Source organism: Rhodococcus koreensis (assembly GCF_017068375.1).
GTDB lineage: Bacteria > Actinomycetota > Actinomycetes > Mycobacteriales > Mycobacteriaceae > Rhodococcus_F > Rhodococcus_F koreensis.
Genome location: NZ_CP070609.1, coordinates 5,113,113 through 5,136,669, shown reverse-complemented (window position 1 = coordinate 5,136,669; position 23,557 = coordinate 5,113,113). Strand labels below are relative to the sequence as shown.

21 protein-coding genes are annotated in these 23,557 nt (G+C 68.3%); 6 read left to right on the top strand and 15 right to left on the bottom strand.

The window, feature by feature from the left end; genetic code table 11:
* The first annotated feature begins 66 nt into the window (after positions 1–66).
* Positions 67–963, top strand: coding sequence for a LysR family transcriptional regulator (locus JWS14_RS23535; RefSeq protein ID WP_095862968.1), 897 nt, complete (start codon positions 67–69; stop codon positions 961–963).
* A 28-nt stretch (positions 964–991) separates the two neighbouring features.
* Here JWS14_RS23535 and JWS14_RS23530 read toward each other — a convergent pair whose 3' ends face one another.
* The 8 genes from JWS14_RS23530 to ssd all read right to left on the bottom strand — a co-directional run bounded on the left by JWS14_RS23530 (position 992) and on the right by ssd (position 7,247).
* Positions 992–2,401, bottom strand: coding sequence for an MFS transporter (locus JWS14_RS23530; RefSeq protein WP_206014504.1), 1,410 nt, complete (start codon positions 2,399–2,401; stop codon positions 992–994).
* A 189-nt stretch (positions 2,402–2,590) separates the two neighbouring features.
* On the bottom strand, positions 2,591–2,947 hold the full coding sequence (locus JWS14_RS23525) for an Rv3654c family TadE-like protein (RefSeq protein WP_206014503.1): 357 nt from the start codon (positions 2,945–2,947) through the stop codon (positions 2,591–2,593).
* On the bottom strand, positions 2,944–3,318 hold the full coding sequence (locus JWS14_RS23520) for a TadE family type IV pilus minor pilin (RefSeq protein ID WP_206014502.1): 375 nt from the start codon (positions 3,316–3,318) through the stop codon (positions 2,944–2,946). Before JWS14_RS23520 ends, JWS14_RS23525 begins: the two co-directional genes overlap by 4 nt.
* On the bottom strand, positions 3,318–3,536 hold the full coding sequence (locus JWS14_RS23515) for a DUF4244 domain-containing protein (RefSeq protein ID WP_012691430.1): 219 nt from the start codon (positions 3,534–3,536) through the stop codon (positions 3,318–3,320). Before JWS14_RS23515 ends, JWS14_RS23520 begins: the two co-directional genes overlap by 1 nt.
* Before the next feature lie 57 nt (positions 3,537–3,593).
* Entirely contained in the window at positions 3,594–4,181 is a 588-nt protein-coding gene (locus JWS14_RS23510) for a type II secretion system F family protein (RefSeq protein WP_072938032.1), read from the bottom strand.
* Entirely contained in the window at positions 4,178–4,969 is a 792-nt protein-coding gene (locus tag JWS14_RS23505) for a type II secretion system F family protein (protein ID WP_095863579.1), read from the bottom strand. The genes JWS14_RS23510 and JWS14_RS23505 overlap by 4 nt, the downstream gene beginning before the upstream one ends.
* Complete coding sequence (locus JWS14_RS23500) at positions 4,966–6,165, bottom strand: TadA family conjugal transfer-associated ATPase (RefSeq protein WP_206014501.1); 1,200 nt, start codon at positions 6,163–6,165, stop codon at positions 4,966–4,968. Before JWS14_RS23500 ends, JWS14_RS23505 begins: the two co-directional genes overlap by 4 nt.
* Positions 6,162–7,247 (bottom strand): septum site-determining protein Ssd, encoded by a 1,086-nt coding sequence (gene ssd / locus JWS14_RS23495; protein ID WP_206014500.1) that lies wholly within the window; start codon positions 7,245–7,247, stop codon positions 6,162–6,164. Before ssd ends, JWS14_RS23500 begins: the two co-directional genes overlap by 4 nt.
* A gap of 383 nt (positions 7,248–7,630) precedes the next feature.
* On the opposite strand from ssd, the gene JWS14_RS23490 reads away from it, so the two are divergent.
* Entirely contained in the window at positions 7,631–8,467 is an 837-nt protein-coding gene (locus tag JWS14_RS23490; RefSeq protein WP_072938036.1) for an HAD-IB family hydrolase, read from the top strand.
* Between the two features lie 414 nt (positions 8,468–8,881).
* On the opposite strand, the gene JWS14_RS23485 is transcribed toward JWS14_RS23490, so the two are convergent.
* From JWS14_RS23485 to JWS14_RS23465, 5 genes are all read right to left on the bottom strand, one after another.
* On the bottom strand, positions 8,882–9,631 hold the full coding sequence (locus tag JWS14_RS23485; protein ID WP_206014499.1) for a Fic family protein: 750 nt from the start codon (positions 9,629–9,631) through the stop codon (positions 8,882–8,884).
* Positions 9,632–9,662: 31 nt separating this feature from the next.
* Complete coding sequence (locus JWS14_RS23480; protein WP_241031449.1) at positions 9,663–11,399, bottom strand: dipeptide ABC transporter ATP-binding protein; 1,737 nt, start codon at positions 11,397–11,399, stop codon at positions 9,663–9,665.
* A 5-nt stretch (positions 11,400–11,404) separates the two neighbouring features.
* Positions 11,405–12,379 carry an ABC transporter permease gene (locus JWS14_RS23475; protein WP_072938040.1) on the bottom strand — a complete coding sequence of 325 codons (975 nt, stop codon included), beginning with the start codon at positions 12,377–12,379 and terminating at the stop codon, positions 11,405–11,407.
* Positions 12,372–13,298, bottom strand: coding sequence for an ABC transporter permease (locus tag JWS14_RS23470; RefSeq protein WP_072938042.1), 927 nt, complete (start codon positions 13,296–13,298; stop codon positions 12,372–12,374). Before JWS14_RS23470 ends, JWS14_RS23475 begins: the two co-directional genes overlap by 8 nt.
* Before the next feature lie 122 nt (positions 13,299–13,420).
* Entirely contained in the window at positions 13,421–15,037 is a 1,617-nt protein-coding gene (locus JWS14_RS23465; RefSeq protein ID WP_072938044.1) for a peptide ABC transporter substrate-binding protein, read from the bottom strand.
* Positions 15,038–15,353: 316 nt separating this feature from the next.
* Here JWS14_RS23465 and acs point away from each other — a divergent pair, with 316 nt between their 5' ends.
* Positions 15,354–17,348, top strand: a complete 1,995-nt coding sequence (acs, locus tag JWS14_RS23460) for an acetate--CoA ligase (protein WP_206014498.1) — start codon at positions 15,354–15,356, stop codon at positions 17,346–17,348.
* A gap of 51 nt (positions 17,349–17,399) precedes the next feature.
* Here acs and JWS14_RS23455 read toward each other — a convergent pair whose 3' ends face one another.
* A complete protein-coding gene (locus tag JWS14_RS23455; RefSeq protein WP_206014497.1) occupies positions 17,400–19,217 on the bottom strand; it encodes an adenylate/guanylate cyclase domain-containing protein in 1,818 nt (605 codons plus the stop codon).
* A 71-nt stretch (positions 19,218–19,288) separates the two neighbouring features.
* A complete protein-coding gene (locus JWS14_RS23450; protein ID WP_072938050.1) occupies positions 19,289–20,674 on the bottom strand; it encodes an MFS transporter in 1,386 nt (461 codons plus the stop codon).
* A 176-nt stretch (positions 20,675–20,850) separates the two neighbouring features.
* On the opposite strand from JWS14_RS23450, the gene nhaA reads away from it, so the two are divergent.
* The 3 genes from nhaA to JWS14_RS23435 are packed head-to-tail and all read left to right on the top strand — an operon-like array spanning position 20,851 to position 23,555.
* The gene (gene nhaA / locus JWS14_RS23445) at positions 20,851–22,086 is read left to right on the top strand and encodes a Na+/H+ antiporter NhaA (protein ID WP_206014496.1); all 1,236 of its coding nucleotides are present in this window, start codon (positions 20,851–20,853) and stop codon (positions 22,084–22,086) included.
* On the top strand, positions 22,083–22,607 hold the full coding sequence (locus JWS14_RS23440) for a phage holin family protein (RefSeq protein ID WP_072938053.1): 525 nt from the start codon (positions 22,083–22,085) through the stop codon (positions 22,605–22,607). Before nhaA ends, JWS14_RS23440 begins: the two co-directional genes overlap by 4 nt.
* Before the next feature lie 9 nt (positions 22,608–22,616).
* Positions 22,617–23,555, top strand: coding sequence for an alpha/beta fold hydrolase (locus tag JWS14_RS23435; RefSeq protein WP_206014495.1), 939 nt, complete (start codon positions 22,617–22,619; stop codon positions 23,553–23,555).
* Positions 23,556–23,557 lie beyond the last annotated feature (2 nt).

Below are 23,557 nucleotides of genomic sequence, written 5' to 3'. Positions count from 1 at the left end.
CCGGATTACCGCCGTCGCGCTCAATAGTGTTGACAGTTCTATTGCTCGAACTGCAATAGTTCTGGTGTGGAGATTTCTCAGATCACTGCCTTTCTCGCGGTCGCCGAGGAGTTGCACTTCGGCAGGGCCGCACAGCGCCTGCACTCGGCTCAGCCGCCGCTGAGCAGAACCATTCGGCAACTGGAGAAGCAGCTCGGGGCAACCCTGTTCGACCGGAACACGCGGAACGTCCGCCTCACCTCCGCCGGCGAGGCACTGCTCGGCCCGGCGCGCGAGGTCCTGGACGCCTGCCGGCTCGCGGAGATCGCCGTCGCCGCCGCCGGGCGCGGCCAGGTCGGCCGGGTGCGCATCGGCTTCTCCGGCGTCTCGTCCCATCTGCTCATCGGACGGTGGGCGAAACTCGTCCGGCACACTCATCCGGGAATCGAATTCGTTTTGAACAGTTCCGCTTTCGCGAGCGAGGCACTGAACAAACTCCTCGACGGAACCCTCGATATCGGCCTGGGCCGGTGGATCTTCACCCCACCCGGCATCGCGTCCCGCGTCATCCTCAACGAGGATTTCGTGGTGGCCATGACCGTCGACCACCCGCTCGCCGGCAGGGACGGCGTCCGGATCGAGGAGCTCGCGACCGAGCCCTGGGTGGCGCTGCCCGCCGATCCCGGATCCGCGCTGCGCGACTCCCTGCAGAGGGCCGCCCACGACGCCGGTTTCACGCCCCGGATCGTGCAGAGTGCGCCGGACTCGATGTCGTTGATGGCGTTGGTGTCCGCGGAGGTCGGCTGCGCGTTGACCGTCTCCTCCGTCGTCGAGAACGTCAACAACCCGGATGTCGTGTTCCTCCCGCTGATCGGAGGTCCCAGCACCCTGCAGTTGCGGATCGCGTGGCGTGCAGACGACGACAGCGCCGCGTTGCGGGAAGTCCTCAGGCTGTCCGAAGAGGCGTTGCCGACTCCGGAATGACTGCCCACTCCGGAATGACACCGCGCGGTCAGGAGTGGGCTGTCGCATGTGCCTGCCCTGCGCTCGGAGTGCCGTCCGCCTCGTCGTCTTCCTCGACGTCGACTTGCAGTTCGTCGGCGTCGGATTGCTCCGCCGTCGACAACCGGCGCGCGTCGAATCCGGTCCGGTTCAATAGCAGGAGCGTGCAGACCAGCGACACGGCGGCGTAGCCGGCCGACACGAAGGCGACACCGACGATGTTGCCGGACGAGTTGAGCATCCACTGCGCCAGCACCGGTGTGCCGCCGCCGACGATCAGCGAACACAGCTGGTAGGCCGCCGACAAGCCGGTGTAGCGGATGTTGGCGGGGAAGGCACGCGCGAGCACACCGGCGATGGCGCCGTAGAACATCGAATGCGGAATGGTTGCGAGGCACATCATGACCACGGCGACGGCGAAGTTCTCGGTCCGGATCGCGAAGAACATCGCCGGCATCAGGACGAACTCGGGAATCACCATGATGCACATGGCTTTCCGCATATCGATCCGGGACACCAGGACGGCGCCGAACGGCTGCACGATGAACTGCACCACGAGGGCGATCGCGATGGCACCGAGGAACGTGCCACGGTCGTAGCCGAGTTCGCTGGTGGCCCACGACAACGCAAAGGTGTTCTTGAAGTACGTCACCTGCGCCAGGGGCAGCGCGCCCGCACCGAGCAGGACGAGGACCCAATGCTTGCGCAACACCTCACCGATCGGCAGTGCGACGGTCTTCTTGCGCTTCAGCACGGTCTTCATGGCGTCCGACTCTTCGAGTTTGAGGCGGATGATCATGCCGACGATCACCAGGACCGCGGAGATCAGGAACGGGATTCGCCAGCCGTACAGCACGAATTCCGGGGTGGGCATCGCGGAGAGCAGGAAGAACGCCATCGTGGCCAGAAGGTTTCCGGCGGGCGACCCCTGCTGCGCGAACGCGGAGTACAGAATTCCCTTGCCCTTGGGTGCGTTCTCACTGGCGATCAGGACGGCCCCGCCCCACTCGCCACCCACGGCCACGCCCTGAACGACGCGGAGGAAGACCAGTGCGACAGGCGCCCACACCCCGATCTGTGCGTAGGAGGGCAGGAGGCCGATCCCGACCGTGGCGGTCCCCATCATCACGAGCGTGATGACGAGGGTGGTCTTCCGGCCGATCTTGTCGCCGAGATGCCCGAAGACGATGCCACCGATCGGTCGGGCGAGGAACCCGGCCCACAGCGTGACGAATGCGAGCAGGGTGCCCATGCCTGCGGGCAGGGTGTCGGAGAAGAACACCTGACCGAAGACCAGGGCGGACGCGGTGCCGTAGATGTAGAAGTCGTACCACTCGATGGTGGTGCCGATGAACGAGGCGATGCCCGCTCTCCGCGCTTTCGTCTCGGCCTCGGTCCGCTTCGGTGGTGCCGTGGTCATGTAGTGCCCTCTCTCGCCAAGGGGAGTGGTGTGAATGGAAACCAGCTCGCTTCAGTGAGACTCGCATCACAGGATCCATGCCGTCCAATACTTCTCCAGCCGGGGATTATTACCGATCTGGTCATAATCCGGGAAACCCCGCGCACGCTGGAGCGATGGGCCGCCACCAGTGCCGCCCCGCCGTCGACGTCACTCCGCGGGGCCCGCCCTCGCCACCGCCCGGGCGTCCCGGACCCCCGGCACGGACAGCAGCACCGGCGCGGTGACCGCGACCTCCACGGCCCAGTCGTCGACCTCACAGGACACGACCTCGGTGCGCATCCGCCCCGCGACCTCCCGCGCCGCGTCGCACGCCGCGTCGGTGCCGCGGTCCAGACCGACGGCCGCGGCGAGAGCGGCCAGATCCGCGGCGGACTGCGCCCGGTGCCGCACCGCCACCGCCGAACCGACGTGCACCAGCATCGCCGTGACCACCACCAGGGCCGCGAGCGCACAACACGCCAGCACCGTCGCGGCACCGCGGTCGTCGGAGATCCCCGACCTCACCGGCTTCCCCCGCTCCACCCCGGCACCGTTGGTTCGAGAGCGGCCACCGCCTCCGCGGAGATGTCCACCAGCGGAAGAAGTGGGCTGTGTGCCCGCACGGTCGCGACGACGAACTCCCCCTCGGTCCGTACCGACACCTCGGCGCCGCCCGGGGCCACCCGCTCCGCCGCGGAGATCGCCGACTCGTGATCTCCGCGGGCGGCGAGCCGGGCGGCCTCGCGCGCCGAATCGACACACCGGACGTGCAGCGTCACCGCGGTGATCGCGCCGACACACAGCACGACCACCGCGACGATCGACGCGATCGCAATCGCCGCCTCCACCGTGACGCCGCCTGCCTCCGACCGGCGCAGGTTCTCGGCGGACCTCATCACACCGCGGTGTTCAGCGCTTTGTCGATGATGTTGGTCAACGCCGTGACGATGCTGTCGCCGGTGACGACCGAATACAGGACGGCCCCGAACGCCGCGGCCGCGATGGTGCCGATGGCGTACTCGGCGGTCGACATGCCGTCCTCGTCCGTCGCGAGCAGCGCGAGGTGCGCCGTCAGTGCCCGCACTGCCGCCAGAGACCGGATTCCGTGTTTCATGGTGTTCCCCCTTCAGAGTGTCCGGCGCAGCGGTTCTGCGCCGGAAGTGTCTGCGTGTCACAGCAACCCGCCGTCCAGCACGCGCGAGGCGAGCCCCACGACGACCGGGATGATCCCGAGGCAGATGAACGCCGGCAGGAAGCACAACCCGAGCGGACCGCTGATGAGCACACCCGCTCGTTCGGCCGATGCCGCCGCCAGATGCTCGACCTGGGTTCGGCCGTCGGCGGCGAGTTCCGTCATCGAACCGGCAAGCGACGAACCCGATGCCGCCGACCGTCGCGCCATCCGAGCGAGCGATTCGGTGGCCGGGTCCGACGCCGCCGCCTCCCACGCGGTCGCCGCGTCGGCCCCCAGCGCGAGTAGGTCTGCGGCGCGGCGGAGCGATTCCGACAGCGGCGCCGGCGCGGACCGCGACACGGCCTGCGCCGCGGTCGCGACCGGCAACCCTGCGCGCAGGCACGCTGCCAGCAGGTCGAAGGCGGCGGCGGTCGCGAGCGGGTCCTCGCGGCGCGCGGGGTCGTCCGCCGTGGCCACCGCATTGCCCGGACCGCCGGTGTCGCCGCGCAGTCGCTGCACCGGTGATCTGGGTGCGGGGAGAACCAACACGGCGCAGGCGAGGAGAAGTACCGCGCCCCAGATCATCCCGTCACCCGCCCGGTGATCCGGTCGGTCCACAGCAGTCCCGCGCACACCAATCCCGCACCGAGCAGCAGCAGGATGCCGCCCACCCCGCCGCCGAACAGCACCGCCAGCGGGGACGCCCCCATCATCTGACCCAGACCGACACCCAGGAGCGGCAGCCCGGCCAGCACGGTCGCCGTCGCCCTCGCTCCGGCGAGGGACGCCTCGGTCCGCTGACGGAAGCGACTGCGCCCCAGGAGGTCCGTCCGCGCCGCCTCGAGCAGTTCCGCCAGCGCGAGACCGTGCGCGTCGGCCACCGCCCAGATGTCGGCGATCCGCCCCAACTCGGTGCCGACACGGGAGTCCGCGATCCGGAACCCGTCGGCGGCGGATCCCCCGAGCCGCGAGCGCGCCGAAGCGGCCCGGAACGCCGCCGACACACTGCCCACCGATTCGTCGGCCGCGGTCTGACATGCCGCGGCGGGATGCGCGCCCACCCGAAGTTCCGCCGTTACCACCTCGAGGCCCGCCAGCACGACGCGCAGATCGGCGTCCTTCGCCTTCGCCGACCGACGTCGCACCGACCTGAACCGCACTGTCGCACAGACGATCACCGACGCCAGAACCGCGCAGATCCCGCCGAGTTCGTACACGACCGGAGCGCAGACGACCGCCGCCGGAACCGCCCAGGGCAGACGCATCCGCCGCCCGGAACCTCCCCGCCCGGTCACCGCGAGCAAGCGCGGACGCGACCGCGCGGACGGCACCGCCAGTACCGCACACGCAAGCACCACCAGACCTGCGATCACGACGCCTCCCGAGGAGAAGCCGACCGTTCCCGCCGAGAACACCAGAGGCGGAGCCGGTCCACCGCCGGCCCCTCCCCCCTGTCGTGACTCCAGGCGGGAACGATCGTGACGCGTCCGTGCTCGTCGCGAGTGACGACACCGATCTGCGTCAACTGCCGCGCTCCACTCGACGACCGGTGGACGTGCAGGATCACCTGCACGGCCGCGGCCAGCTGACTGTGCAGCGCCGCGCGGTCCATTCCGCCCAGTGCCGCAAGCGCTTCGAGCCGGGCGGGCACCTCCTCTGGCGAGTTGGCGTGCACCGTCCCGGCGCCGCCGTCGTGCCCCGTGTTGAGCGCCGTCAGCAGGTCGACCACCTCCGCGCCGCGCACCTCGCCCACGACGATCCGATCGGGTCGCATACGGAGGGACTGACGGACGAGGTCCCGGACGGTCACCTCGCCCACGCCCTCGACGTTGGGTGCCCGGGCCACCAGCCTGACCACGTGCGGGTGCGTCGGCGCCAACTCTGCGGCGTCCTCCACGCACACGATCCGTTCCGCCGGGTCCACCGCACCCAGCAACGCGGCCAGCAGCGTGGTCTTCCCCGCCCCGGTGCCGCCGGTGACGAGGAAGGCGAGGCGTGCGTGCACGATCTTCACCAGCAGATCGTGGGCCGCCTCGGTCACGGCGCCGCCCGCGACGAGCGCACCCAGCCCCTGGGTGGCCGGGCGCAGCACCCGCAGCGACAGGCAGGTGCCGCCCTGAGCGACGGGCGCCAGTACGGCATGAAGCCGTACACCGAACGAGCCGTTTCCGACGTCCCGCAGCCTTCCGTCGACCCACGGCTGGGCGTCGTCGAGGCGGCGGCCGGCAGACAGCGCGAGTCGCTGGGCGAGTCGGCGCACGGCTGCTTCGTCCGTGAACCGGACCGCTGCGCGCTCGAGTCCGCGGCCGCGGTCCACCCACACCCGGTCCGGCGCCGTGACGAGCACGTCCGCGACACCAGGCTCCGTCACCAGCGACTCGAGCGGGCCTGCGCCCGTGAGTTCGGTCATGAGCACCCGCAACGCACCGAGCAGGTCGGTGTCGCCGAGCACGCCGCCGGACTCGGTCCGGATGGCCGCGGCAACCGTCGCGGGTGTCGGCTCGCCGGACGTGTGCGCGAGGCGTTCGCGCACCCGGTCGAGGAGGTCGGGGGTGACGAGGGAACTCATGCCGCCCACTCCCGTGTGCGCGGTCTGCTGCCGACGGTGTCGAGGACCGCCTCGGCCGCGGCGCCCAGCGGGGAGCGCCGCCCCGGCCGCAGACCGCCGTGTTCAAGCATTCCGGTGAGCGCGCGCTCGGCGCGCATCGACGCGATCAGCGGCAGGTTGAGGACCTCCGCCACGTCTGCCCCGCGAAGCCCGCCAGGTGCCGGGCCACGGACCACGAGTCCCTGATTGGGATTCCGTTCGGTGATCCACTGCGACACCTTCCCCGCGGCGATGCAGGCCCGGACGGTCGCGGGCACGACGAGAACCACGAGGTCGGCGAGTTCGAGGACGGCCTCCGTGACCGGACCCGGGAACCGCGACACGTCGCACACGACCAGTTCGCCGGCGTGACGCCCGGCGTCGGTGACGGCGCGGTCCGCGGCCGCCGTCGGTCCCGCGCCGTGCCCGGTCCTGCTGCAGGCGAGGACCCGCAGGTGCTCGCCTCGAGCGGGCAGCGCGTCCCGGAGCGCGCCCGAAGAGATCCGGCCGCCTTCGATCGACAGTCCCGACCACCGCAGTCCGGGCACGTCCTCGATGCCCAGCAGCACGTCGAGCCCGGATCCCCACGAGTCGGTGTCGAGCAGCAGTGTGAGCTGCGACCGCGCCGCCGCGGTGAGGGCGGTCGCCGCCGCCAGGGTGGAGGCGCCGGCTCCGCCGCACCCGCCGACCACGGCGACGACGGTTCCGTCCGCTTCGGGCCGCTGGGGTTGCTCGCCGAGAACGGCGACCAGGGCCGACTCGTCGTCGGGCACGGCCAGCACGTGTTCGGCACCGACCGCTGTCGCGATCCGCCACTCGTCGATGCCCGGCGGCCCGTCGCACAGCAGCACGACCCGCCGCCGGCGTGGAAGCCGGTTGCGGCACGCGGCGGCGGCACGCGCGTCGAGCACGACGATCGGCGCGCTGCCCCAGGCGTGCCGGGCGTCGGCGACGTCGGTCTCGTTCAGCGTCCGGTCGGCCGCTGCCGCCACGCGCCTGATGCTGTGCAGCAGCGCCGGATCGTCTACCAGAACCAGCACTTCGCCACCGTCATGTGCGTCCATGCAGCGAGCGTGCCCGCTGCCGGAGACCGCGGAAAGGTGCCCTTTGCGAATTGTGGACAACTTCGGGGCTGGGGATAAGAACTGGTACTACCGCACCAATTTCTAGAGAGCAGAGAGCGAAGGATGGCAGAGCGCCCACAAACAGAGGACGACCCTCGCCAGGGGGGGAGGAGGCGAGGGTCGTCAGTGTTCAGCCCCGGGGGGTCGGGCTGAACATCGTCCGGATCAAATCCGGACATCAGCAATACTACACCTCCCCAGATCAGTATTTGCAAGTTCAACTGTTCAAATGTTTTACGGTGTCGGAGATACCGAACGCCCCTGTTCCGGGCCGTGACACGGAACGCGCACCCCGGGCCGAAGTCCGCATATCCTTGGAAATTGTGACCGCGAAGCCACAGAGAAGTGCCAAGACAGGTCGACACACCGAGACGGGTCGGGTTGCCGCATTCTTCGACCTCGACAAGACGATCATCGCGAAATCCAGCACCCTCGCGTTCAGCAGACCGTTCTTCGACCAGGGCCTGATCAATCGACGGTCCGTCCTCAAGAGCAGTTACGCGCAGTTCCTGTTCCTGCTGTCGGGCGCGGACCACGATCAGATGGAGCGGATGCGCGCCTACCTCACGAGCATGTGCGCGGGCTGGAACGTGGAGCAGGTCCGGTCCGTCGTCGCCGAGACCCTCCACGACATCGTCGACCCCCTGGTATTCGCGGAGGCCGCCGACCTCATCGCGGACCACAAGCTGCGGGGTCACGACGTCATCGTCGTCTCGGCGTCGGGCGAGGAGGTGGTGACGCCGATCGCCGAAGCACTCGGGGCGACACGCAGCATGGCCACCCGCATGGCGGTCGCGGACGGGCTCTACACGGGCGAGGTGGAGTTCTACTGCTACGGCGAGGGCAAGGTCGAGGCGATGCGGCAACTGGCCGACGAATACCACTACGACCTGTCGGCATGCTACGCCTACTCCGACTCCGTGACCGACCTGCCGATGCTGACCGCGGTCGGCCACCCGACGGCCGTCAACCCGGACCGGGCGCTCCGGAAGGCCGCGGCCGGAAACGGTTGGCCCATATTGACTTTCTCGAATCCGGTCTCCCTCAGGGCGCGCCTCCAGGCGCCGTCCGCCACCACCCTGGCGACCACCGCCGCGGTGAGCGTCGGGGCCCTGGTGGCGGGCGCATTCACCTATGGAGTGTTGCGCCGCAAGCGCTGACCGCCGCAACCCGCGACACGGTCACAAACCTAATTTGATACTTGCTGTGAGGGGGGTCACGGGGTACAAAGGAGTTACGGAAGAACGGAAGGCCAAGGTCGACCCAGAAGAGAAGGATCGATCTCCCGACCAGGATTCCCAGCACGGGCACTAGGCACCCACGCGAAGCATAAGCCACTATAAGGGCAAAAGCGTTGTGGGCCTGCGAGACTCGAGTCTTCACCGGCAAGGACCCTGCACAGGTTGCAAGGACGACCCGACGATATTCGGACTCTCGCCGAGGCCACCCACACAACCCACCATTGCACGCTTGGTAACCGGTTGTCCGTGCTATCGGGCGGCGAAGTCGACACCAGTCGGCAGCGCCGCCCGTTTCACATGTTCGGGAACATGTTGCAGTGCAACGGATTCGAGTTAACTTGCCGCCGCTTCCGCGATGGACGTGGCCTCACGGGCCCCGGCCTCCAGCGCACCGCAGCAGAGGACGACCCAGCTCCCGACCCCGTCCGGCTCGCCCGAGGCGAAGGCCGCTGCCCCGTTGCGGTACGCCTGCTGCCGGCGCAGCCAGCTGACCTCCGGAACCCCGAGATTGTGGGGATCGAGCCCGCTCGACACCGAGACCAGACGGGATGCGGCGCGCGCGACGATGCCGTCGCCCACCCCGAACGGCCTCAGCGTCAACAATTCCCCGTGCACCACAGCCGCCAGAACGGGCGCGGGTGCAGCGGTTCCTCCCGTCACGAGCTGAGCCAGACCGTCCAGCCGCTCCGCGACGCCGGACCCGGCTCGCGGCCTGCCGAGCAATTCCTGATCCTCCACGAGGTCGGCCGCGGCCAGCAGATGCAGCCGGGCAAGGGCCTGCAGGGGCGCCCGCTGCCACGTGGACTGCAGAAGCGTGAGGGCGTCACCGTCGATAGCCTGCCCGACGCGCAGGGCACCCGACAGGATGGGGTCGCCGGCCTCGCCGGGGGCGGGCAGTTCGGTGCTGCCCCCGTCCAGCGACGCGGAGGCGCGGGCCGCCCGGACCGCCGCCTCGGCCGCCGTGGTCGGCCAGCCGCGCCGGTTGGTCCTGTGCCGGTGAACCGCGCCGAGCGCGTCGCGCGCACGGTCCGCGGCTTCGCGGACACCGGGAAGGTCGACGAGGGGCTGCAACGGGTCGCTCACGTACTGGAACGCTACCCGGCGCCGCCGCGGGTCAGGCGCCGAGCCGGATCGATCCGCCGGGAATCGCGTCCAGCAGCTTCCGCGTGTACTCCTCCTTCGGCGACGTGAAGACCTCGTCGGTGGTGGCTTTCTCCACGATCGCGCCGACAGACATGACGAGCACGTCGTCGGCGATCTGCCGCACCACCGCCAGGTCGTGGGTGATGAACAGGTACGTCAGCCCCAGCTCCGCCTGCAGGTCGTTCAGCAGCGTGAGGATCTGGTCCTGGACCAGCACGTCGAGCGCCGACACCGCCTCGTCGCACACCACCATCTCGGGCTGCAGCGCCAGCGCCCGGGCGATCGCCACCCGCTGCCGCTGGCCACCCGACAACTCGTTCGGGAACCTCCGCATGACAGAAGCCGGCAACGCCACCTTGTCCAGCAGGTCGCGTACCCGCGCTTCCCGCTCCGCCTTTGTCCCCACCTTGTGGGTGCGCAGGGGCTCCTCGACGGTGCGGAAGATCGAGTACATCGGGTCGAGCGTGCCGTACGGGTTCTGGAAGATCGGCTGCACCCGCCGGCGGAACGCGAGCGTCTCCCTGCGGTCCAGCGTCGCGACGTCCTTGCCGTCGAACACCACATTCCCCGCCGTCGGAGCGAGCAGTCCCAGCACCATCTGCGCGACCGTCGACTTGCCCGACCCCGACTCGCCGACGATGGCCGTGGTCGTCCCACGCCGGACCGCGAACGAGACGTCGTCGACGGCGGTGAAGTCGGTGGACTTCCGTAGCCCGTGGCGGATCTTGAACACCTTGGTCAGCCCGGTGGCCACGACCACGTCGTCGGTGGCCTTGCCGAATTCGACGCCGATCTGCCCGTGCTCCTCGGCCTCGCCCACCACCTCGAGCGCGTGCTCCCGGATGTCCGCCCGGGCCAGCGAAGAACTCCGCCGTTGCGACGCCAGCGACGGCGCCGCGGCCACCAGTTTCCGGGTGTACGGGTGACGCGGCCGCTGCAGGATCTCCAGTGCCGGCCCCGCCTCGACCACCCGTCCCTTGCTCATCACGATCAGGTGCTCCGCCCGCTCGGCCGCCAGACCGAGGTCGTGGGTGATGAGCAGGACCGCGGTGCCGAGTTCGTCGGTGAGACCGTCGAGGTGGTCGAGGATCTGACGTTGGACCGTCACGTCGAGGGCGGACGTGGGCTCGTCCGCGATCAGCAGTTGCGGGCGGGCCGACAGCCCGATGGCGATGAGCGCGCGCTGGCGCATGCCCCCGGAGAACTCGTGCGGATACTGGCCCAGCCGGTTCTCGGCGTCGGCGAGGCCCGCCTCCTCGAGGAGTTCGGCGGCCCGCGCCTTCGCGGCCTTGCCCTTCGCGATCCCGTTGGCTTCCAACGCCTCCTCGATCTGGAACCCGACCTTCCACACCGGGTTGAGGTTGGACATCGGGTCCTGCGGGACGAGGCCGATCTTCTTCCCGCGCAGTGCGACGAACTCCCGCTCGGGCGCCTCCGCGAGGTCCTGCCCCTCGAACAGGATCCGGCCGCCGGTCACCTTTCCCGTTCCGGGCAGCAGGTTGATGATCGCGTGGGCGGTGGTGGATTTGCCCGAACCGGACTCACCGACGATAGCCACCGTCTGCCCCGGATACACCGTGAGGCTGGCCCCACGCACCGCGGGCACGAGCCCGGAATGGGACTGGAACGACACCTCCAGGTCCCGGATCTCGAGCAGCGGCACCTCGTCGGCCGAATTCTGCGGTCCGGCCGGATCGTTCGCGGTCATCGCGCTCACCTCTTCCGGGCCTTGGGGTCGAGCGCGTCCCGGAGAGCGTCGCCCATCATGATGAAGCCGAGGACCGTGATCGCCAGGGCGGTCGCCGGGTAGAACAGGATCGGCGAACCCTGGCGCAGGGTGACCTGGGCGGTGCTGATGTCTCCGCCCCACGAGATCTCGGTGGACGGCAGCCCGATGCCGAGGAAGGACAGCGTCGCCTCGGCCACGATGTAGATGCCGAGGGAGATGGTCGCGATCACGATGATCGGAGCGAGGGAGTTCGGCAGCACGTGCCGGATCAGGGTGCGCACGTTCGAGACGCCGAGCGCCCGCGACGCCATCACGTAGTCGTTGCCCTTCGCCGAGATCACCGCGCCCCGAGCGATTCTCGCCATCTGCGGCCACCCGAACAGGGCGAGGACGACGATCAGCGTCCAGATGGTGCGGTTGGTGAACAGCTGCATCAGGACGATCGCCGCGAGGATGAGCGGAATGCCGAAGAAGATGTCGGCGACCCGGGACAGCAGCGAGTCCACCGCGCCGCCGTAGAACCCGGCGACCGAACCGAACACCACGCCCACCACGAGCACGATCGACGTGACGCCGACACCCACCAGCACCGACGCCCGCGCCCCGTGGATCGTGCGGGAGTAGATGTCGCAGCCCTGCTTGTCGAATCCGAACCAGTGCCCCGCCGACGGCCCCTGCATGCTGAACGCGAGATCGCAGAACCGCGGGTCGGTGCTGGTGAACACGTCCGGAAACGCCGCCACGGCGATCACCACGACGATGATCACCGATGCGACCAGGAACAGCGGGCGCTTACGCAGATCGCGCCATGCATCCGACCACATGCTCGTCGGCGGCTGGTCGATGTGGACGGCGTCGGTCTCCCCGGGCGCCGCCACTTCCTCGGGCGCCACGAAATGCGCCTGACGGGTCTTCCGGTCGCCCGTTCCGGCGGACTCGTTCTCCACTTTCTCAGACATAACGAATCCTCGGGTCGAGCGCGGCGTACAGGAGGTCGACGATCAGGTTGGCGAGCAGATAGATGACGATCAGCACCGTCACGAAGGACACCACCGTGGGCGCCTCACCGCGGGTGACCGCCTGATAGATCGTGCCGCCGACACCGTTGATGTTGAAGATGCCCTCCGTGACGATCGCGCCGCCCATCAGGGTGGCGAGATCGGCGCCGAGGAAGGTGACCACCGGGATCAGCGAGTTCCGCAGCACGTGCACCTGCACCACCCGGCGCCGCGAAAGACCCTTGGCGGTCGCGGTCCTCACGTAGTCGGCGGTGAGGTTCTCGGCGACCGACGTCCGCGTGAGCCGGAGCACGTACGCGAACGACACCGACCCGAGGACGAAGGCGGGCAGCAGAAGATTCTTGAAGCTGGTGTTGCCCCCGACCGTCGGCGGCACCAGCCCCCACTTCACGCCGATGAAGAACTGGGCGAGGAAACCGATGACGAAGATCGGGATCGCGATGATCACCAGGCTGACGAGGAGGACGGTGCTGTCGAAGATGCCGCCCTTGCGGAGCCCGGCGAACAGGCCGAAGCCGATCCCGAAGATCCCCTCGATCGCGAGTGCCATCAGAGACAACTTGATGGTGATCGGAAAGGCCTGCGCCAGAACCTCGCTGACCGGGCGACCGGAGAAGGACGTACCGAAGTCGAGCGTGAAGATGCCTTTCAGATACAGGAAATACTGCATCAGGAACGGTTGGTCGAGGTGGTACCGGGCGCGGAGCTGCGCCGCCACCGCGGGGCTGAGGGCCTTGTCGCCCGCCAATGCCGCGATCGGGTCTCCGGGCAGCAAGAAAACCATCGCGTAGATCAGGAACGTGGCCCCGATGAACACGGGAATCATCTGGAGCAAACGGCGACCGACGTACCAGAGCATCGGATCACCTCCTATTCGTCGGGGGCCGTGACGTCAGGAATCCGGAGCCTCGGCCCGTATTCCCGAACGGGGCCGCGAACTGACAGCTCGCGGCCCCACCCGTCGGAGAAAACTCCCGTGCGTCAGTTCTTCTCGATGTCCGAGTACATCGGGATGCCCTTCCAGTCGATGACCACGTTCGACACGTTCTCGGACCAGCCGCTCGCCGCGTTGCGGTACCACGTCGGGACCGCGGGCAGGTCGTGCAGGAGAACCTCCTGCGCCTGGTTCAGCAGGTCCTGCGCCTTTCCGGGATCGACCTCACCCGCGGAGGCTCGCAGCAGCCGGTCGAACTCGGGGTTCGAATAGTCGCCGTCGTTGGAGCTGCCGCCGGTCTGGTAGTTCTGCGCGAGGAAGCCGTACTGCTGCGGGTAGTCGCCCTGCCACCCCGAACGGAACGCGCTGGGGATGGTCCGGTTGGTGGCCTCCGTGCGGATCTGCGCGAACGTCGGATACTCCTTGCCCTTCGCGTCGATTCCGAGGGTGTTGCGGATGTTGTTGGCGGTGGCGTCGACCCATTCCTTGTGGCCGCCGTCGCCGTTGTACGCGATCTCGAAACTGCCCGACCACGGGGCGATGGCGTCGGCCTGGGCCCACAGCCTCTTCGCCGCCTCCGGGTCGTACTTCAGGTTGCTGTTGCCGACGAGCGAATCCGACCAGCCCTCGATGGCGGGGCTGGTGAAGTCGAGCGCGGGGGTGCGGGTGTTGTTGTAGATCTGCTGGGTGATCTGGTCTCGGTTGATCGCCATCGAGATGGCCTGCCGGCGCAGCGTGCCCTCCTCACCGCTGAAATGCGGTAGACGGCCCGGGATGGTGAACGTCTCGATGGTCGCGGACGGCTGGTTCACGGTGCGACCCGGCAGGTCGGTCTCGAACGTGGTGACGGCACTCGGCGGCACCTGGTCGAGGACGTCGACATTGCCCGCGAGCAGATCCGTGTATGCCGTGTCGAGGCTGTTGTACATGACGAAGTCGACGCCGGCGTTCTTCGGCTTACGGTTGCCGTTGTAGTCGGGGTTCACGACGGTGTCGATTCGCACGTTGTGCTGCCACGCCCCGGGACCCGACATCATGTATGGCCCGTTGCCGATGGGATTCTCGCCGAACGCGGCCATGTCCTGGTACGCCACCGCGGGCAGCGGGTAGTACGCGGCGAAACCGAGACGGTCCGGGAAGGCGGACTCGGGTTGCTTCAGTTCGATCGTGAACGTCGAATCGTCGACCACCTTCAGTCCCGACATGGTCTGCGCCGTGGGGTTCTCGGCAGCGACCTCGTCGTAGCCCTGGATCGGGTCGAAGAAGGACGCCTGGAGCTGCGCGTTCGTCGACAGCGCGCCGTAGTTCCAGGCGTCGACGAACGAGGCCGCGGTCACCGGCGTGCCGTCCGTGAACGTCCAGCCGTCCTTCAGCTTCACGGTGAAGTTCTTGCCGTCGGTCGTCTCGATGGACTCGGCGACCTCGTTGTTCACTCCACCGTCGGAGTCGTAGGAGACGAGCCCCGCGAACAGCGCATCGACGACGCGGCCACCCTGATTCTCGCTGGTATTGGTGGGAATCAACGGATTCTGCGGTTCACCTGCCCAGGCGTTGACGATTCCGCTGCCACCCCCGCCCGTCGAGTCACCGGACGAGCAGGCGGACAGCATCCCTGCTGCCAGGCCAACCGCCAGAACGGCGGTTGCCACACGTGTGATGCGCAAGACGATCCTCCCAGATCTGCATGGTTCCGGGCAGCCGTGCCGGGCGCAGCCCGAACGATGGGATGACGATAAGTCAACGTTTCAATCTGTGTGGCCACGACGGGTGAAACTCGCGGAATCGGCATCCGATCGAAACATCGTCGGCGCTGGGGTCGCCACTCGTCGTCCGCGCTTGCCGTCCGTCGCGCCCATTCGACCGATCGTCGCAGAATATGGGCATGCAACCTTGTGCAACGGTGCGCTCGGGAGCCCTTGTGACTACCCTCACACGTGCTAGAAGTGCCGAATTCGAGACTGGAAAGAAGGCCGGCCCACAATGACCAGTGCAGCACAGGCGAGCGGAGCGACGGGGAATGCCGCACAGGCGAGCGGAGCGACGGATCAGTCGGACCACTCTGATGCCGTCCCGCAGGTATATCCGCCGAGCCCCGAGTTCACCGCCGCGGCCAACGCCGGCCCCGAACTGCAGGCTGCCGCAGACGAGGACCGACTCGCATTCTGGGCGACACAGGCCGAGCGCCTGCACTGGCACACGCCCTTCTCCGAGGTACTCGACTGGTCCGACGCACCCGTCGCGAAATGGTTCGTCGGCGGCGAGTTGAATGTCGCCTACAACTGCGTCGACCGGCACGTTCTCGCCGGCAACGGCGACCGCGTCGCCATCCACTTCGAAGGCGAACCGGGCGACACCCGCGACCTCACCTACAACGACCTGCTCACCGAAGTCAGCAAGGCCGCCAACACCTTCACCGACCTCGGACTCGTCGCCGGCGACCGCGTCGCGATCTACATGCCGATGATCCCCGAGGCCATCGTCACCATGCTCGCCTGCGCCCGCCTGGGCCTGACCCACTCGGTGGTCTTCGCCGGCTTCTCCGCCAGCGCCCTGCGCTCCCGCATCGACGACGCCGAAGCCAAGCTCGTCGTCACCGTCGACGGGCAGTGGCGCCGCGGCCAGGCCGCACCCCTCAAGCCCGCCGTCGACGAGGCGGTCGACGGGGCCGCGTCCGTCGAGCACGTCCTCGTCGTCAAGCGCACCGGCATCGACGTCGCGGTCACCGAGGGCCGGGACCTGTGGTGGCACGAGACCGTCGACAAGGCCTCCGGCACCCATCAGGCGACCCCGTTCGACTCCGAGCACCCGCTGTTCATCCTCTACACCTCCGGCACCACCGGAAAACCCAAGGGCATCATCCACACCTCCGGCGGCTACCTCACCCAGGCCTCCTACACCCACCACAACGTCTTCGACCACAAGGCCGGCCAGGACGTGTACTGGTGCACCGCCGACATCGGCTGGGTCACCGGCCACAGCTACATCGTCTACGGGCCCCTGTCCAACGGCGTCACCCAGGTGGTCTACGAGGGCACCCCGAACTCCCCCGACGAGCACCGCCACTTCCAGATCATCGAAAAATACGGTGTCAGCATCTACTACACCGCACCCACCCTGGTGCGCACATTCATGAAGTGGGGCCGCGACATCCCCGACGCCCACGACCTGTCCAGCATCCGGCTCCTCGGCTCGGTGGGCGAACCCATCAACCCCGAGGCCTGGAAATGGTTCCGCGAGGTGATCGGCGGCAACCAGGCCCCGATCGTCGACACCTGGTGGCAGACCGAGACCGGCGCCATCATGATCTCCCCGCTGCCCGGGATCACCGCCACCAAACCCGGCTCCGCGATGGCACCGCTGCCCGGCATCTCCGCGAAGATCGTCGACGACGACGCGAACGAACTCGGCGCCGGCGGCTCCGGCTACCTCGTCCTCGACAAGCCGTGGCCGGCGATGCTCCGCGGCATCTGGGGCGACATGGACCGCTACCGCGACACCTACTGGTCCCGCTACCCCGAGCAGGGCTGGTACTTCGCCGGTGACGGTGCCAAGTACGACGAGGACGGCGCCCTGTGGGTGCTCGGCCGCGTCGACGACGTCATGAACGTCTCCGGACACCGCATCTCCACCTCCGAGGTCGAATCCGCCCTCGTCGGACACCACGGGGTCGCCGAGGCCGCCGTCGTCGGCGCCGCCGACGAGACCACCGGCCAGGGCATCGTCGCGTTCGTCATCCTCCGCGAAGGTGTGGAGAACACCGGCGACACCCTCATCGCCGAACTCAAGGCCGAGGTGTCCCGGGAGATCAGCCCGATCGCCAAGCCCCGCCAGATCACGATCGTCCCCGAACTCCCCAAGACGAGGTCGGGCAAGATCATGCGGCGCCTGCTCAAGGACATCGCCGAAGGCCGCGACCTCGGCGACACCTCCACCCTCGTCGACCCCAAGGTCTTCGACGCCATCCGCGGCAAGTAGGGCGCTCCGCGCCCCGTGAGTGGTTGACGAGTCTCTGCACTCCTCAACCACTCACGGGCGGCGAAGCCTCCACAGCGTCTGCTCCTCGCCGATTCCCTTCAGCCCGGTGGTGAAGACGTCGCACCGGTGGCCGGACGTCGCGAGCAGCGGCGCCACCTCCGGGTCGTCGTGAACGGCCCGGGACAGGACGATGTCGCCGCCCGCGGCACAGCCCTGCACCCGGGCCGCCAGGTTGACCGTCGCACCGAAGTAGTCGGTGCGGCCGGCGTTGTCGATCATCACGGCGGGCCCCTGGTGCAACCCGACTTTCAACGACACCGAGTCGTCGTCGCCGAGGTGCCGGCGGCGGAAGTCGTCCCAGCCCGCCTGCATCGACGCCGCCGCAGACCAGCCCTCCCGCGCGTCGGCGAACGTCGCCATGACCGCGTCACCCATCTGCTTCACGACGCTGCCGTTCTCGCGGACCACCGCGTCACGCAGGTAGCGGAAATGGCTCTGCACGAACGCAAACGCCCGGACGTCGCCGATGCGCTCGTACAGGGCGGTCGAACCGCTCAGATCCGTGAACAGCACCGCCAGGTTCGCGATCCCGATCTCGTCGCCCGGCGCCACCCCCTGATCCGGGAACAGGTCCTGGAAACCGTCGAGCGACGTCACGAGCGCGCCGGTCGCCGCAGCGTCCTTCCACCGCTCCCGCTCGACCACCACCAGCGCCTCACCGGGCAGCCGGTTCGCGACCTCCAGCAGGCAGGCACCGTCGGTGCCGGGCGCATCACGCACCCGGAGTTCACCGGGCCCGCAGTCGACCCGAAGCGTGCCACCGGCAGGACCGACCTCGCAGGCCACCGGGGCGCCCACCTGGTAGCACCGGATGCGCAGCCACCCGGGGTCGAGTTCGAGTCGCTCGCAGCGCCGCTCCCCCGGCTCGAGCCGCAACTGAGCCACCGCCGACGGTGAATTCGCCGGACCACCGATGCAGTACCGGGCCCGCTCCGCCCGGCGGACGGCCGGGTTGACGTCGAAGCGGATCTCCACCGACCGCGCGAGGTCCGTGTCGAACGCGATGTCGCACGTGTCGCAGTGGACGCGGCTCGGCAACTGTCGAATGTGGGCGGCGTCCTCGCGGGCGGTCCGGCAGACCGGGCACAGCACGCTCCAGCTCAGGTCCAGCAGACCACAGTCCGCGGCGTGGAGGAAGACGTACAGCAGCTGTATCCTGTCGGCACCCCAGCGGTCCGCAAGCTCGAACGGGCGCATGCCCGTCACCTCCAGGTCGGACGCGGTCCGCAAGTGGGACTCCAAGCGCCCGATCAGGTTCGGGGCGTCGTGCGATCGCGACAGCTGCGCCGTGCGGAGTTCCAGCCTGCCTGCGTCGAGTTGCTCCGGCGGCGGCAGGGCGGGGACGGCATGCGCGCGCGGGTCGCGGACGTGTCGTTCCAGCGCGTGCGCGAGCGCCACCGTCTTCCTTATTCCCGTGCGCGCCAGCAGCGTTCGCGCGGCGATCGTCCCGAACCGGGTGCGCGGGACGATCCGGGCGAACACCTCGACCTCGGTGGCGTCGGCGGCCGGGTGGAGCCGGACACCCGTGGACACCTCCACGAGCGGACCGCGGGAGAAACGTCGAAGGACCTGATAGAAGCGGCCCTCGACCCACTCGAACGGGAACTCCTCGTACCGCACCCGCCGCCCGTACGAACGCGTCTCCGCGGAATAGTGCCCCTTGCGCCGGCGGTCCAGCATCGGAGCGAAGCGCACCGGCGACAGATCGATGTTGCGATTGAGCCGATCGGTATCGGCGAGGAACGACCACAGATCCTGCTTCGGCAGCCGGATCCGGGCCGTCCTGGACAGCAGCACGGCTTTCGCCATGCAAGAACTATAGGCGCTCCGCGCCTGTGCGCCTTTCTGGTTGCTCCTGCTACCAGAAAGGCGCACGGGGACTACACCCCTACGTCGTCGAGGGACTCGTTCTTCGTCTCCTTCATCACCAGCAGCGCGATGAACGTGAGCGCGGCGGCGATCAGCAGGTAGATGCCCACCCAGCCGACGCCGTACGACGTGGCGAGCCAGGTGGCGATGAACGGTGCGACGGCGGCGCCCAGGATGCTGGCGGTGTTGTAGGCGATCCCCGAACCCGTGTAGCGCACGTTGGTCGGGAACAGCTCCGGCAGAACGGCGCTCATCGGCCCGAAGGTCATTCCCATCAACAACATTCCGATTGCCAGGAACACGAGCATGCGGGCGTTGCCCATGCCGTCCTGGTTCAGCATGACACCGAACGTGAGGCCGAACAGCATGATGAACCCGGTGATCGTGAGCAGCGTGATGCGGCGCCCGAAGCGGTCGGCCAGCCACCCCGACACGGGGACGGCGGCCGCGAAGAACAGGACCGCGACCAGTTGCAGCACCAGGAAGTCGGTGTAATGGAACCCGGCTCCCGTGCCGCCCTGCGCGGGGGTCTTGCCGGTGCCGTAACTCAGCACCCAGGTGGTCATGATGTAGAAGAGCGTGTAGGTGGCGAGCATGACGAACGTGCCGATGATCAACTGACGCCAGCTGGTCTTGAACACCTCGGCGATCGGGGTCTTCACCTTCTCGCCGCGCGCGACGGCGCGGGCGAACACGGGCGTCTCCTCCAGCTTGAGCCGCACGTACAGACCGATCATCACCATGATCGCGCTGAGCAGGAACGGGATCCGCCAGCCCCAGGTGAGGAACGCGCCGTCCAGGTCGGGGCTGCTGTTGTCGTGGTCCAGGAACAGCGTGATGATCAGGAACAGACCGTTGGCGAGGAAGAAGCCGATCGGCGCGCCCAGCTGCGGCCACATGGCCGCCCACGCGCGCTTGCCCTTCTGGGCGGTCTCGGTCGCGAGCAGTGCCGCGCCACTCCACTCACCGCCCAGTCCCAGACCCTGGCAGAAGCGCATCAACGCCAGCAGCGCGGGCGCGACGATGCCGATCTGATGGTAGGTCGGCAGCAGACCGATCACGAACGTCGCGATGCCCATGGTGAGGAGTGAGCCGACGAGCGTCGTCTTGCGTCCGATGCGGTCGCCGAAGTGGCCGAACAGGATCGAACCGAGCGGCCGGGCGACGAAGGCGAGACCGAACGTGGCGAGGGACGCCAGCAGGGCGGTGGTGCCGTTTCCCTTGGGGAAGAACAGATGCGGGAACACGGATACGGCCGCGGTCGCATAGATGTAGAAGTCGTAGAACTCGATGGACGTTCCCACCATGCTCGCAACGACGATCCGGCTTCTGGGTACGCCGGCGACGGTGGCCCCGCCGTCCGGTTCTGGCTTCGACGTATCGACGGCACTGCTCACTCGACTTACTCCTGCACGATGCTATTTCAACTATTGGGACGATAGTCCATTCCTTAGGAATTGAACACCTCGTGTCTTTCGCTTGGCAAATTGGATAAGCTCTCCTCGGTACGCCGGGAAGTCTGGTCGGCAGAGCATTTGCCGTACCCCGACCACATCGAAAGCGAGCGACCCCGGTGACCCAGCCCCTCCGCTCCGAACTCTCCCGCTACCTCCGCACCGAGACGGTCGGCGGTTCGATCCTGCTCGCCGCCGCCGCGGTCGCCCTCCTGTGGGCGAACTCCCCCGTCTCGGATTCCTACTTCGCGTTGCGCGACTGGACGATCGGCCCGGAGGCGCTCCACCTGAACCTGACGGTCGGGACGTGGGCGCAGGACGGGCTGCTGGCGGTCTTCTTCTTCGTCGCCGGCCTGGAACTGAAACGAGAACTGGTGGTGGGCGAACTCGCCGACCGCAAACGTGCGCTGCTCCCGATCATCGCGGCCTGCGGCGGGGTGGTGGTGCCCGCGATCATCGCCGCGACGATCGGCGCCGGAACACCCGGCATGGACCGCGGCTGGGCCATCCCCGTCGCCACCGACATCGCGTTCGCACTGGGTGTGCTGGCGCTGACCGGGTCCCGCATCCCCGCGAGCGCCCGCGTGTTCCTGCTCAGCCTGGCCGTCGTCGACGACCTTCTCGCGATCGTGCTCATCGCCGTCCTGTTCACCAGTTCGATCGCCGTGCTGTGGCTGCTGGGCGCCGCCGTGTGCCTGGTCGTCTACGCCGTCGCCCAGCACCGGCGCATCACCACTCCACTGCTCTACGTTCCGCTCGCACTGTTCGCCTGGTACTGCATGCACCAAGCCGGAATCCACGCCACGCTGGCCGGCGTCGCTCTCGGCCTCCTCACCCGGGTGCGGCGCGACCCCGGCGAACGCGAATCCCCCGCGTCCCGCCTCGAGCACCGCATCCAGCCGTTGTCGGCGGGCTTCTGTGTCCCGGTGTTCGCCCTGTTCGCGTCCGGGGTCGCCCTCAGCAGCGAGCTCCTCGGGCAGCTGTTCACCGACCCCATCTCGCAGTCCGTGATCGCCGGGCTCCTCGTCGGCAAGACCGTCGGCATCTTCGGCGTCTCCTGGCTCGCGATCCGCCTGGGTATCGCGAAGAAACCGCGTGCACTGGGGTTCCGGGACATGTTTGCCCTCTCAGTGCTCGGTGCGATCGGGTTCACCGTTAGCCTTCTCGTAGCGGATCTCGCGCTTGCGGGAATCGGTGACGGCAGCGCGGCCGAAATAGCTAAGGTCGCGGTGCTCGTGACATCGTTGACAGCGTCGCTGATCGGATCAGCGTTACTGTGGCGACGCGGTCGGGCCCATGCGGCCCGGCAGGATGACTCGGACGTGCAAGAGCTACCTGGAGGGGTCGACAAGTGAGCATCACTCACGGCAAGGGAGACAGCCCGCGTTATACGGGAGACGGGGTGCCGAACACGGTGTCGTCGATCCCGCTCACGGACGTGGACGCTCAGACACCCGGCGAGGCGAGCCTCGGCACGCTGGTCAAGCATGCGACCGCGCAGGTGTCCACCCTCGTCCGCGCCGAGGTCGAGCTCGCGAAGGCCGAGGTCACCGGTGAGGTCAAGAAGGGCCTGCAGGGCAGCCTGTTCTTCATCCTCGCGTTCACCGTGCTGCTGTTCAGCTCGTTCTTCTTCTTCTTCTTCCTCGCCGAACTCCTCGACGTGTGGATCGCCCGCTGGCTGGCGTTCCTGATCGTCTTCCTGATCATGCTCGTGGTGACGGCGATCCTCGCGCTGCTCGGTTATCTGCGGGTACGCAAACTCCGCGCACCCGAGAAGACCATCGACTCCCTGAGGCAGGCCAAGACGGTGCTGCCCACGTCGTACTCGGATGCGGAGGCCCATCTCGCATCGCCCACCGGACGTCACGCGCGGTAATTCGCTCCTGTGGCACCACCCGATCCGTCCACCGTCCGTTTCGACGGCCCCTGGATTCATCGCGACATCCATGCCAACGGAATCCGATTCCACACCGTCGAGGTCGGCGCATCCGCACCGGATGCGCCGCTCGTCATCCTGCTGCACGGGTTCGCGGACTTCTGGTGGTCGTGGCGCCACCAGCTGACCGCGCTGTCCGAGCAGGGGTACCGGGCCGTCGCCGTCGACCTCCGCGGCTACGGCGATTCCGACAAACCGCCGCGCGGCTACGACGGGTGGACGCTGGCCGGCGACATCGCCGGCCTGATCCGGGCGATGGGCTATGGCGAGGCAACACTGGTCGGGCATGCCGACGGCGGCCTGGTCTGCTGGGCCACGGCGGTCCTCCATGCTCGTCTCGTCCGGTCGATTGCACTGGTCAGCTCGCCGCATCCACTCGCGCTCAAGCAGGCCGTCCTCCACGACCGCTACCAGCGCAAAGCTTTGCTGCCCTCGTTCGTCTCCTGCCAGGTGCCGTGGCGTCCCGAACGTCGCCTCACCCGGGACAACGGGTCGGAGGTCGAGCGGTTGATCCGCGAACGCTCCGGCCCCGGCTGGACCGCGAATCCGGAATTCGACGTCGTCGTGTCACGGATGCGGTCGGCGATCCAGATTCCCGGCACCGCGCACTGCACCCTGGAGTACCAGCGGTGGGCGTTCCGCAGCCAGTTCCGGCCGGACGGCAGCCGGTTCATGGCGTCGATGGATCAGACGCTGCGGATCCCCGTCCTGCACCTGCACGGCGACCTCGACCCGTACGTGCTCGCGGACACCGTGCGCCGCAGCCACCGCTTCGCACCCACCCAGCAGATGCAGACCGTGCCCGGCGTGGGCCACTACGCGCACTGGGAAGCCCCGGAACGCGTCAACGCCGCACTGCTCGACCTCGTCGCGCCCCGCACGGCCTGACC

What these genes read in the sequence shown, in the direction of transcription:
- JWS14_RS23530 (WP_206014504.1), bottom strand. Translation starts at nt 2,401, where the DNA reads ATGACCACGGCACCACCGAAGCGGACCGAGGCCGAGACGAAAGCGCGG.
- JWS14_RS23520 (WP_206014502.1), bottom strand. Translation starts at nt 3,318, where the DNA reads ATGAGGTCCGCCGAGAACCTGCGCCGGTCGGAGGCAGGCGGCGTCACG.
- JWS14_RS23515 (WP_012691430.1), bottom strand. Translation starts at nt 3,536, where the DNA reads ATGAAACACGGAATCCGGTCTCTGGCGGCAGTGCGGGCACTGACGGCG.
- JWS14_RS23510 (WP_072938032.1), bottom strand. Translation starts at nt 4,181, where the DNA reads ATGATCTGGGGCGCGGTACTTCTCCTCGCCTGCGCCGTGTTGGTTCTC.
- JWS14_RS23500 (WP_206014501.1), bottom strand. Translation starts at nt 6,165, where the DNA reads ATGAGTTCCCTCGTCACCCCCGACCTCCTCGACCGGGTGCGCGAACGC.
- ssd (WP_206014500.1), bottom strand. Translation starts at nt 7,247, where the DNA reads ATGGACGCACATGACGGTGGCGAAGTGCTGGTTCTGGTAGACGATCCG.
- JWS14_RS23480 (WP_241031449.1), bottom strand. Translation starts at nt 11,399, where the DNA reads ATGACCGCGAACGATCCGGCCGGACCGCAGAATTCGGCCGACGAGGTG.
- JWS14_RS23475 (WP_072938040.1), bottom strand. Translation starts at nt 12,379, where the DNA reads ATGTCTGAGAAAGTGGAGAACGAGTCCGCCGGAACGGGCGACCGGAAG.
- JWS14_RS23470 (WP_072938042.1), bottom strand. Translation starts at nt 13,298, where the DNA reads ATGCTCTGGTACGTCGGTCGCCGTTTGCTCCAGATGATTCCCGTGTTC.
- acs (WP_206014498.1), top strand. Translation starts at nt 15,354, where the DNA reads ATGACCAGTGCAGCACAGGCGAGCGGAGCGACGGGGAATGCCGCACAG.
- JWS14_RS23455 (WP_206014497.1), bottom strand. Translation starts at nt 19,217, where the DNA reads ATGGCGAAAGCCGTGCTGCTGTCCAGGACGGCCCGGATCCGGCTGCCG.